We start from the raw sequence: 10524 nt of genomic DNA on the forward strand, positions 1-10524 counted from the left end.
CCGGCCGAGGGTAGCGGGCGCTCCCGGTTTGCGCCCGTGCCCGACCGCGGGTCGGATGGGACCATGTCGGCGCACCGCCGGTTGACCGTGATGACGTTCAACATCCGTGGCTTCTCCCGCCGTCGCGACGGGGCCAACAGCTGGGAACACCGGGCCGCGCTCAACGCCGGCACGATCCGGCGGCACGCGCCGGACGTACTCGGCGTGCAGGAACTGCGTACCGAGAGCCTCGCGACCTACCGGCGGGAGCTACCGGGGTACGCCTGCCTCCTCGGCCCCGCCGCGGGCAACGGCGCCCCGGGCGAGTTCAATGCGATCCTCTACGACCCGGCCCGGCTCGAGCTGCTCGGCACGGGTGGATTCTGGCTCAGCGAGACGCCGGACCGGCGCTCGGCGTCCTGGCGCACCCGGGTCGTGCGGGCCGCGAACTGGGCCCGGTTCCGCACGCCGCAGGGGCTGTCGTTCCTGCACCTCAACACCCATCTCGACCATCTCAGCGGGCTCGCCCGGGTGCGGGGCGGCGAGCTGGTCCTGCGCCGGGTCGCGGCGCTGCGGGCGGACGGCGACCTGCCGGTCGTGGTGACCGGGGACTTCAACTGCCGGCCCGGCTCCGTCCCGTACCGGCTCTTCGCCGACGACGGCTTCCAGGACACCGCCGTCGCGGCGGGAAGCGGCCGCGACACCGGGCCGGGCACCTTCCACGCCTTCCACGGCGCCCGGCGCGTCCTGCTCGACACCGTGGACGGCGTGCGCCGCGCCCGGGCCCCGCGCCGGCTCGACTGGATCCTGCTCGCCGGTGGCCGGGCCCGGCTGCGGGCCGTGGGCCACACCGTGCTGCGCGACCGCGACCCGGCCACCGGCACCTACCCCAGCGACCACTACCCGGTGCTCGCCGCGCTGACCGCCGGCGGCTGAGCGGTCATCGCTCCTCGGCGGCCGCCCGTTCATGCACCGGCGGCGGGTCGGCGGGCGGGAACCCGAGCGGGCTCTGCGGCACCTCGGGTGAGGACGTGTCGAGCGGGACCGCGTCGGAGCGGACCACGCCGAGCTGGGACGTCTGCCGCGGCAGCACCGCGTCGAGCAGCCAGTCCACGGCGGTGCGCACCCGGTTCCCGGGCATCGACATCAGGTGGTAGCCGCGGGCGAGGGCCTTGGCGGGCCGTCCGCTCAGCGGGATGTGCAGCGGGTTCGCCGCCGCCTGGGTGCCGCCGAGGTCCACCACGAAGCCGAGGTCGCGGTGGCGGTAGCGGCGCATCCGCCGCCCCGCCAGCGACGCCGCGACGTTGCGTGCCGCGAGCCTGCCCTGCCGCACCGCGTGCTGGGCCGTCATCGCGGTGAGCTGCCCCGGACGTCCCGGGTCGGGCACCGCGGCGGCGTCACCGCAGACGAACACCTCGGGATGCCCGGGGGCCCGCAGGTCCGGGCCGACCACGACGCGGCCCTTCTCGAGCTCGAGTCCGAGGCTCGCCAGCAGCGGATCGGCCCGCACCCCGACGCACCACAGCAGGGTGCGGGTCGGCACGTGCTCGCCGGTGTCGAGGCGGACGCCGGTCGCGGTCGCCTCCTCCACCGTGGTGCCGGTGCGCACGTCGATCCCCCGCTCGCGCAGCACCCGGTCCGCGGTGTCGGCGAGGTGCTGGTCGAGCCCGGACAGGATCCGGCTGCGGTTGACCAGCACCCACCGGGTGGAGCGTTCGGGCATCCCGCGGCTGCGGGCCAGCAGGTCGGTGAACAGCTGTCCCTGCGCGGCGAGCTCGGTGCCGGTGTAGCCGGCGCCGACCACGACGAAGGTGCGGCGCGCCTCCTGCTCCGCCGGATCGTCGGTGGCCGCGGCCAGGTCGATCTGCCGGATCAGGTGGTCGCGCAGGTACAGCGCCTCCGGTATGCCGCGGAACCCGTGCGCGTGGTCGGAGACACCCGGGACCGGCTGGAGCATGTGGACGCTGCCGGCCGCGAGGACCAGGCGGTCGTAGGCGATGGCCTGGCGGCCGCCCTCCGGGTCGACCCACCACACGGTCCGGCCGGCGAGGTCGATCTCGTCGACCTCGCCCGGCATCGTGCGCACCTGCGCGGGCAGCGCGTCGGCGAGCGAGATCGAGATCCGCCGGGGTTCGAGGATCCCGGCGGCCACCTCCGGCAGCAGCGGCAGGTAGAGGAAGTAGTTGGTCGGGCTGACCAGCACGATCTCGGCGGCGTCGCCCATCGTGCGGGCCAGTGCGCGGGTGGCGTGGTAGCCGGCGAAACCCCCGCCGACGACGACCACCCGGGGACGGCGCTGCGACGCGTCGTGCGCCCGATCATCCTTCGGCATGCCCCGGGCCTGCCCGCAGGACCCGCCGGCGAAACGCCCGGGCGCGGGCACGTCAGTAGGTGCGGCGCAGCCGCATGCCCAGCGGACGGCCGTCGGGGTCGAGGAACGACCGGTACACGGGCGCGGTGAACCACCGGTGCCTGCGGGGCAGCCCGGTCTGCCGGCGGGTGTGCGGCCGCAGGCGGCCGGGCGGGCGTGGCCCGCGACAGCCGCCGGCATGCCAGGCCTCCAGCGCCGCGGCGCTCTCGCGCACCGTGGCCGCGGCGCGGTCGGGATCGAGCAGGTCGGCGTCGTGGTGACAGTCGGCCCCGTGGCAGTCGGCCCCGTGGCAGTCGGCCCCGTCACAGTCGGCCCCGTGGTAGTCGGCCCCGGAGTCACTGCGGCCGAGCTCGAGGTGTTCGCGCATCAGCTCCAGGCGCAGGTCCCGGGCGAAGCGGCGCGCACCGTCCCCGTGACCGGCCGGATCGGCCGGTGCCCGCGGGTCACGTTCGGTGTCGACGACGGCGGCGGCCAGCTCGGTGTCGTAGGTCCACGACCGCATGTTGAAGTTGTCGCTGCCGACCGCCGCCCAGACGTCGTCGACGATGCAGAGCTTGGCGTGGACGTAGACCGGCGCGTTCCGCCGGTTCTCCACGTCGAGGACCTGCACCCGGTCCCCGCCGGCCTGCTGCACTATGGCCAGCGCCTCGGCGTGGCCGAGACCGGCGGTGTCGAGGTAGGCCCGCGACGTCACGTCCGGCATCCGCGGGACCACTGCGATCAGGTGCAGCCGGGGGCTGCGGCGCAGCGCGGCGGCGAAGACCCGGGCGACATCGACCGACCACATGTACTGGTCCTCGACGTAGACGATCCGCTCGGCCCGGCCGAGGGCCTTGCTGTAGCCGCGGGCGATGCTGCGCTCCCCGCGCGGCGCCGACGGGTGGCGGGGCCACCGGTTCGGGTAGGTGCACAGCAGCTGCACCGCACAACCGCCGGTGGCCGGCGGGTCCGCTGCCGCGCCGGGGAACCGGGTGTCGGCCCGGTGGCGGGCGGTGCCCAGCGCGGACACCGGGTGCCAGGGCATCCCGGACAGCGGCGACGGGTCCTCCCACCGCTCCCGGAGCACCTGTTCCACGTCCCGCACCGCCGGTCCGCGCAGCTCCAGCTGGACGTCGTGCACCGCCGGGTGCGGCCCGTACTCCGAGCCGGACCTCTCGGCCTGCGGGTCACCGGTGTGGCGGGCGTCGTCGCGGCTGCCGAGATCGACGTCGATGCCGCCGACGAACGCGACGTCGTCCTCCGGACGGTCCCGGTGCCGGACGGCGACGAGCTTCTGGTGGTGGCTGCCGAGCACCCGGACCCGCTGGTCGAGCAGGACGGCACCGCCGGCGTCGGCGACCGCGTCGGCCACCCTGCGGTTCTCGCGGGCGTGGTAGCCGAGCAGGCCGCTGTGTGAGCGCCAGAGCAGCCCGCGCACCCGCACGTCCCGCCGCGCGGCCCCGCAGAGCGCCTCGGCGACCGTGGGGCCGTGCTCGGCGAGACGCTGCCCGGCATCGGCCCGCCAGCCCGCGAACAGCACCGCGTCACCGGCCCCGGTGGCCGCGACCGTCCCGGCGAGCCGGGGCAGGTAGCGATCTCCGTGCACCAGGGCGCCGACGGTGTTGCCCTCGGTCCAGGCCCGCAACCGGGTCACGTCGTTGCCCCGTTCCTCCCCGGTGAGGAACCAGTCCGACAGCCCGTTGCGCCGCGGCTCGGCACCGAGGCCGGTGCGCAGCCGAGGCAGCAGCTCCTCACCGTTCGGAGCCGCGATCACCGGCGCCCCCGCGACGGTCCCGGGCAACGACGTCACGCCGGTCTCCGGTGGGTCCACATCGAGCACCTGCCGCACCGCGATCGCCGCGACCCGGCCCGGGTGGCGCTCGGCGAACTCGCCGTACACGGCCGGGTCGTGGCCGGCGTCGTCGCCGACGAGGACCCACCGCACCGACGGCATCCGCTGCGCGAGCCGCTCGAGCGCGACCCGCTTGTTCGCCGCGCCGCCGCCGACCAGCCACCGCAGCACCGGCGTGCGGCCGACGACGAGCGCGGTGCCGGGCGGGTAGCCGTCCCGCCGCAGCAGCCCGGTGACCAGCCGGGAAAGACCGGACGGGAGGGCGGTCAGGTAGAACACCGGTGTGCCGGGACGGTCGTCCACCAGGCTGTGCACGACCTGCGGCATCCCCTGTACCGAGCGGAGGTCGTGCGTGCTGTGCCGCAGCAGGGCGCGCAGCCGGCGCAGCTGGCGGCGCGGGGTGGCGAGGCGGAGCACCCCGTCGATGTCGAACACCACGCCGTCGAACACCGCGCCACCGAACATCAGGCCGCCGAACCCCACGTCCTCGGATTGCACGCCGCCGGGAGCTGTGCCGCCGGAATCCCCGGCCCGGGATGCGTCGCTCGTCACCCGGGGAGCGTGCCCGTCCCCCGGCCCGGCAAACGGTCGGCCGGTCACGAGGGCCGATCTGCGGAACGCAGCGGGAACACGCGGTGGACCTCGTCCGACACGCGATGGGAAGCGCAGCTATCCTGCGGCATTGTCGAGGTGTCCTAGTTAGAAGGAGAACCGGCCGGTGGCCGACGAGAACGTGGGTGCAACACCCCAATCGATTCAGGGCGAACAGCAGACCGAGTCCGGCTGGACCCGGGCCTCCGATGAGGATGTCGACCTGTATGTCGACCGGGTCACCGACGAGGTATTGGCCTGTCGGGAACGCGGGCGGCACCTGTTCCCGACCATCCGTCAGACCGGGATCCACTTCACCGGTGTGGACGACGACGGGTTGCTGCTGCGGCGGCTGACCTGCACGTGTTGTGAGCTCGCCGTGAAGGTCGAGAAGTGGGAGGGCTTCCGTGGTGCCGGTCGTCGTACCCGGTTCCGGCGGGTCGCCTCGCACCTGGAGTACCGCACCGGGCCGGATGGTCAGACCTACCTGGCGCCCTCCGGCCGCGGGCACATGACCCCCCGCCAGATCGGTGACTCGGTCGCGTCCAAGGCGCTGTCCGGTCAGACGCTCACCGCCCTGCGCAAGGCCGCCACCCGCGCGAGCAAGGACGAGAAGGGCTGATCGATGGGCATCCGCCAGATCCGGTACTGCGACATCACCGGAACCGAGAACGACGTCGAATCCCACGAGATCCACATCGATCAGATGCGGATCGCGATCGACCTCGCCGGCAGCGAGTACCGCCGGCTGATCGCGGCCCTGCAGCCGTTCATCGACGCCGGGCGGGTGGAGGCCTCGGTCCCCGCCGCCGGTTCGCTCCCGGGCGGGACGTCGGCGTCGGGGAACCGGCCACGCCGCCGGCCGTCGACGAGCACCGGGCTGACCGCGGCCGAACGGGACCAGCTGCGCCAGTGGGCCGAGGCCCGGGGCTTCCCCGTCCCGGTCAACAACCGGTTCAAGCAGTCCCTGATCGACCAGTGGCGGGCCGACACCAGCACCTCCGGCCCGAGCAGCGAGGACGGGTCGGCGGACTCGGCGGACTGACGTCGCACCCGTCCTGCGGCTCCCGCGGACGCGACGGTTCAGGTCAGGCGGACCAGCACGAGACCACGATCCAGCCCCGCACGCAGGTCGGCGCGGTTGACCGAGCCGTCCGGCTCCAGCCGGAGCTGCTGGATCCGCCCGTGCGCGGAGTTGTGCCGCAGGATCGCCGGGTACAGCTCGGCGACCCGGTCCTCGTCGGTGATGACCTCCGGGTGGGCGACCCGGCGTTCCCCGCGCACCGTCAAGGTCACCGGGCGGTGCGGAGCCAGGTTGCGCAGCCAGGTCGCCTTCGCCACGCCCATCAGCACGGCGCCGTCCCGTTCGGCGTAGGCGATCGGGACGACGTAGCGGCGGCCCGTCCGGCGCCCGGTCACCTCGATCAGCATCACCTTCCCGCTGAGCACGCGGTGCAGGGGTGACCGGAGCAGCCACCGGGCGACGGCGTTGAACCACCGCTGGGTACGGCTGGTCGTGCGGGACATGCAGCCCTCCTGTTCGATCGTCCGCAACCGGGATTCGCGATCGGTTGTCCCGATCCTGCACGAATCCGCTCGCGTCCCCCAGCCGTTTCGGCTACGTTCCGGCAAGCCGTGCGAGAGTTCGAGGAGGTGGTACCCGTGAACGCGGTTTCGACAGGGGTGCTCCCCTCCGGGGTCACGGTCGGGCGGTAGGTCGTCCGGGAGCGCCGTTCACGAGCGCACCCGAAAGGCACGACCATGCGATTCACGTCCGAACAGCACCTCGACCACGACGTCGTCGAACGCGAGTTCCTCCTCGATGAGATCCCGGGCATCCTGTGGACGCCCGCGGCCGTCTCCGCCCCGGCCCCGCTGATCCTGCTCGGCCATCCCGGCGGACTGCGCACGATGTATCCGCGGCTCGCGGCCCGGGCCCGGCACTGTGCGGCGGAGGGCTTCGCCGCCGCCACCGTCGAACTGCCCGGGTGCGGCGACCGGCCCCGCATCGCCGCTGCCGACCATGCCCGCGCCGACCTGCGCCGAGCGTTGGAGGCCGGCGAGCCGGTCGACGACGACATCGTCGACCGGCTCGTCCTTCCACTGGTCGACGCGGCAGTCCCGGAGTGGCGTGCCGCCCTGGACGCCCTCCTCCGGCTACCCGGGATCGGCGGCCCGGTCGGGCACGCGGGCGGGGTGACCGCTGTCGGCGTCCGCCTGGCGGCGGTCGAGCCGCGCATCTCGGCCGCCCTGCTCTACGCCGGCAGTGTCGTACCCCGCGCCCTGCTCGAGGAGGCCCGGCAGGTCACCGTCCCACTGCTGATGCTGCTGCAGTGGGACGACGAGGGGAACGACCGGCAGCGGGCCCTGGATCTGTTCGACGCCCTCGGCTCCGCGGAGAAGACGCTGCACGCCAACCTGGGCGGGCACACCGGCGTCCCGCAGTTCGAGGGGGACGACGCGAACCGGTTCTTCGCCCGGCATCTGCGGTGAGTTCGAGCCGTGCAGCGTCTCGCCGGCCGAAAGCGGTGGCTTGTCGGAATTCCACCGCCTTGCTAATCTTCGCCTACCGATCGTTTGACAGGCACGAGGGAGTGCTGTGTCCGAACTTGCAGGCGAGACCACCGATGTGCGCGCGACCGTCCTCGACTGGCTCCGTCGTTTCGAGCGCGCACTGTCGTCCGGAACCGGTATCGCCGACCTCTTCCAACCCGACGCGTGGTGGCGCGACCTGCTCGTGATCACCGACGACCTGCGCACCTTCCAGGGTTCCGACACCATCGCGGCGAACCTGAAGGGAGAGGTCTCGGGCCTGACCGTCTCGGACGCGTCTCACGCCCCGGACGGTTCCTTCGTTCAGGCCTCCATCACTTTTCGGACTCCGGTCCACCGTGCAGAGGGGATCCTGCGACTCACCACGACCGACGGTCACGCGTGGAGGGCCTGGACCCTCCTCACCGCCGCGCGTGAACTCGTCGGCCGTGAGGAGGCAACCGGGCGCCGGCGGCCTCACGGTGCGGAAGCACGGACCTCCGGGGGGCCGACGTGGGCCCAGACCCGGGCACGGGAGCGGGAGTTCCTCGACGACGAGCCGGACGTGGTCGTCGTCGGGGCCGGCCACTCAGGACTCGGTCTCGCCGCACGCCTGACCCGGATGGGGGTCCGGACCCTCGTCGTCGATCACAACGACCGGGTCGGTGACAACTGGCGCCGACGATACGACTCCCTGCGCCTACACGACCCGGTCTGGTACGACCATCTGCCCTACCTCCCCTTTCCGCCCAGCTGGCCCGTCTTCACCCCCAAGGACAAGCTCGCCGACTGGTTGGAGCACTACGTCGCGGCCCTCGACCTCGATGTCTGGACCGGGACCTCGCTCACCGCGGCCACGCACGACGGAAGCGGCTGGGATCTCGTCCTTCGGCGCACCGACCGGAGCGAGCGCCGGCTGCGCCCCCGTCACCTCGTGCTGGCCACAGGAGTCAGCGGAACAGAGGCCCGGGTACCGGAGATCCCGGGCGCCGACGATTTCGCGGGCACCCTGTGTCACTCGAGCACCTTTCCCGGCGGTGCGGGCTTCGCAACACGCCGAGCAGTCGTCGTCGGTGCCGGCAACAGCGCACACGACATCGCACAGGACCTCGCCGAACACGGCGCCCGGGTCACCATGCTCCAGCGGTTCAGCACGTACGTGGTGAGCGCGGAGGCCTCGGCCATGGCCATGGCCGGCCTCTACGACGAGACGGGACCGGCCACCGAGGTCGCCGACCTGCTGGGAGCCTCGATGCCCTGGCCGGCGGCAGGGGACGCTCAGCGGGCGATGACCGCACGGAAGGCGGAGAAGGACAGTGATCTGCTCGCCGGTCTCGGCCGGGCCGGGTTCCGTCTCAACGACGGGATCGACGGGACCGGAGCCCTCATGCTCTTCCTCCAGAAGGGCGGCGGCTACTACATCGACGTCGGCTGCTCCGGTCTGATCGCCGACGGCACCATCACCGTCCGTCCCGGGGCGGACATCACGCGCCTCACCCCGACCGGTGTCCGGCTCTCCGACGACAGCGAACTCGAGGCCGATGTCGTCGTACTGGCCACCGGCTATCACGGCATGGTCGAGACCGCACGGTCCCTGCTCGGCGACGAGATCGCCGACCGCTGCGGGCCGGTGTGGGGCCTCGATCCGGAGGGGGAGCTCCGGGGCGTCTGGCGGCGGACCGGCCAGCCCGGGCTCTGGTTCATGGGCGGAAATCTGGCCATGGCGCGGTTCTACGGCCGCTTCCTGGCTCTCCAGCTGGCAGCCGACCTCTGACCTCTCGAGCGACCACGAACCGGAGGAACGCAATGGAGCGCATCCACCGACTGCGCGGGCTGATGGCGGCCGAAGGACTCGACGCTGTCGTGCTCACCACGCCGCACAACGTCCTGTACGCCACGGGCTACCGTTCGGTGCTCGAGAAGTGGCAACTTCACGAACCGCTCTGTGCCGCGGTCGTACCGCTCGCCGAGGACAAGCCGGTCGTTCTCGCACTCCCGGAGGCCAACCTGGCCCTCCTCATGGTGCAGGAGGAAGCCGGTAGGCCCGACCGTGCCGGCGAGATCCGTGTCTTCGACATGATCAATTTCTGCGAGGTCATGCGGTCCGAGGACCCCTCGGCCGCGGCCAGCACGATCGGAAAGGCCTCCGCGGAGTTCTACGGCGCCCGTGTACGAGGACGGTGCGAGCCCGACGTGCTGGCCTCGATCGCCGTCACACTCGGCGACCACGGCCTGGAGCGTGGCCGCATCGGCTCGACGATCTGCGGGTGATGCACCGGCTCGACGGGCTCGGGTTCACCGGGTCCGATGCGTTGGAGACGCTCATCCGTTCCCGGATGGTCAAGACCGCACCTGAGCTCGAGGCCTTCCGGCGGGTCGGGACAGTGGGCGACCGGGCACTGGCTGCGGCGGTGGAGGCTCTCCGCCCTGGGGTGTCGTGGGACGAGGTGCAGTACGCCGTCGCCGACGCGATGGTCCGGATGGACGCCACACCGGTCGACGAGGGCGCGATGCTCTTCGGCGGCACGTTCCAGGGCGCCTTCCTTCCTGAGCTCTTCCGCACCCGCGGAGACCGACCGCTGGACGAAGGACAGATCGTGATCCTCGAGACCCAGGGGGTCTGCGAGGACATCTGGATCGACATCAACCGCACCGCAGTGATCGGTGAACCGTCTCCGGAGTACCAGCGGCTGCACGACGTGCTGCGTGACGCCTTCCTCCAGATGGTCGACCGGATGCGCCCCGGAGCCTTCACCGGGGACCTGCCCCGGATCGCGCACGACCACCTCGTCGCCGAAGGCATCCCGGTCCCCGACAAGCTCCTCGTGCTTGCGCACGGCATCGGGCACATGACCCTGGAGTTCCCGTTCGCCTACCCCGCGCAGGGGCGTGCCGGCACCGCCGGGTTCGAGATCGAGAAGGACATGGTGATCAGCCTCGACTGCCTGTACTTCGGCGGCGAGCTCGGCCCCTGTCACATGGAGAACGTCTACATCATCGGCGACGACGGTGCCGAGAGCACGTACGCGACACCGCTCGAGCTGATGGGACCGCGATGACGACCGGCCGACCGGTGTGATGAGGTCGGTCGGCCTCTCCTAGAAGACGATCGTCGTGGTGTCGTCGAGCAGCACCCGGTCGTCACAGTGCGCCTCCACCGCCCGGGCCAGCACCACCCGCTCGATGTCCGCGCCCCGCCGGGCGATCTCGCGCACCGACT

10 protein-coding genes are annotated in these 10524 nt (G+C 72.6%); 7 read left to right on the plus strand and 3 right to left on the minus strand.

Going from position 1 to position 10524, the window contains the following annotated elements:
• The first annotated feature begins 63 nt into the window (after positions 1-63).
• Entirely contained in the window at positions 64-915 is an 852-nt protein-coding gene (locus BM093_RS23695) for an endonuclease/exonuclease/phosphatase family protein (protein ID WP_093349533.1), read from the plus strand.
• Between the two features lie 4 nt (positions 916-919).
• Here BM093_RS23695 and BM093_RS23700 read toward each other — a convergent pair whose 3' ends face one another.
• Positions 920-2311: an NAD(P)/FAD-dependent oxidoreductase gene (locus tag BM093_RS23700; protein ID WP_093349619.1), complete on the minus strand. Its 1392-nt coding sequence runs from the start codon at positions 2309-2311 to the stop codon at positions 920-922.
• Positions 2312-2363: 52 nt separating this feature from the next.
• A complete protein-coding gene (locus BM093_RS23705; RefSeq protein ID WP_218162902.1) occupies positions 2364-4733 on the minus strand; it encodes a phosphatase domain-containing protein in 2370 nt (789 codons plus the stop codon).
• A 166-nt stretch (positions 4734-4899) separates the two neighbouring features.
• Between BM093_RS23705 and BM093_RS23710 the strand changes: the two genes are divergently transcribed.
• Together BM093_RS23710 and BM093_RS23715 are read left to right on the plus strand one after the other, a co-directional pair.
• Positions 4900-5394, plus strand: a complete 495-nt coding sequence (locus tag BM093_RS23710) for a hypothetical protein (RefSeq protein ID WP_093349538.1) — start codon at positions 4900-4902, stop codon at positions 5392-5394.
• A gap of 3 nt (positions 5395-5397) precedes the next feature.
• Positions 5398-5817: an Lsr2 dimerization domain-containing protein gene (locus BM093_RS23715; RefSeq protein ID WP_093349543.1), complete on the plus strand. Its 420-nt coding sequence runs from the start codon at positions 5398-5400 to the stop codon at positions 5815-5817.
• 38 nt (positions 5818-5855) lie between these two features.
• Here the strand turns inward: BM093_RS23715 and BM093_RS23720 are convergent, their stop codons facing one another.
• Positions 5856-6299, minus strand: a complete 444-nt coding sequence (locus BM093_RS23720) for a nitroreductase family deazaflavin-dependent oxidoreductase (protein ID WP_093349547.1) — start codon at positions 6297-6299, stop codon at positions 5856-5858.
• A 234-nt stretch (positions 6300-6533) separates the two neighbouring features.
• Here BM093_RS23720 and BM093_RS23725 point away from each other — a divergent pair, with 234 nt between their 5' ends.
• The 4 genes from BM093_RS23725 to BM093_RS36765 all read left to right on the plus strand — a co-directional run bounded on the left by BM093_RS23725 (position 6534) and on the right by BM093_RS36765 (position 10363).
• Complete coding sequence (locus BM093_RS23725; protein WP_093349550.1) at positions 6534-7265, plus strand: dienelactone hydrolase family protein; 732 nt, start codon at positions 6534-6536, stop codon at positions 7263-7265.
• Positions 7266-7371: 106 nt separating this feature from the next.
• Entirely contained in the window at positions 7372-9078 is a 1707-nt protein-coding gene (locus BM093_RS23730) for a flavin-containing monooxygenase (protein ID WP_093349555.1), read from the plus strand.
• 32 nt (positions 9079-9110) lie between these two features.
• Positions 9111-9575 carry an aminopeptidase P family N-terminal domain-containing protein gene (locus tag BM093_RS36760; RefSeq protein WP_218162903.1) on the plus strand — a complete coding sequence of 155 codons (465 nt, stop codon included), beginning with the start codon at positions 9111-9113 and terminating at the stop codon, positions 9573-9575.
• Entirely contained in the window at positions 9575-10363 is a 789-nt protein-coding gene (locus BM093_RS36765; protein WP_245773750.1) for a M24 family metallopeptidase, read from the plus strand. Before BM093_RS36760 ends, BM093_RS36765 begins: the two co-directional genes overlap by 1 nt.
• Positions 10364-10524 lie beyond the last annotated feature (161 nt).

It is taken from the genome of Pseudonocardia ammonioxydans (assembly GCF_900115005.1).
Classification (GTDB): domain Bacteria; phylum Actinomycetota; class Actinomycetes; order Mycobacteriales; family Pseudonocardiaceae; genus Pseudonocardia; species Pseudonocardia ammonioxydans.

Coding starts and splice junctions, on each gene's coding strand:
- BM093_RS23720 (WP_093349547.1), bottom strand. CDS start 6,299: ATGTCCCGCACGACCAGCCGTACCCAGCGGTGGTTCAACGCCGTCGCC.
- BM093_RS23695 (WP_093349533.1), top strand. CDS start 64: ATGTCGGCGCACCGCCGGTTGACCGTGATGACGTTCAACATCCGTGGC.
- BM093_RS36765 (WP_245773750.1), top strand. CDS start 9,575: ATGCACCGGCTCGACGGGCTCGGGTTCACCGGGTCCGATGCGTTGGAG.
- BM093_RS23725 (WP_093349550.1), top strand. CDS start 6,534: ATGCGATTCACGTCCGAACAGCACCTCGACCACGACGTCGTCGAACGC.
- BM093_RS23700 (WP_093349619.1), bottom strand. CDS start 2,311: ATGCCGAAGGATGATCGGGCGCACGACGCGTCGCAGCGCCGTCCCCGG.
- BM093_RS36760 (WP_218162903.1), top strand. CDS start 9,111: ATGGAGCGCATCCACCGACTGCGCGGGCTGATGGCGGCCGAAGGACTC.
- BM093_RS23715 (WP_093349543.1), top strand. CDS start 5,398: ATGGGCATCCGCCAGATCCGGTACTGCGACATCACCGGAACCGAGAAC.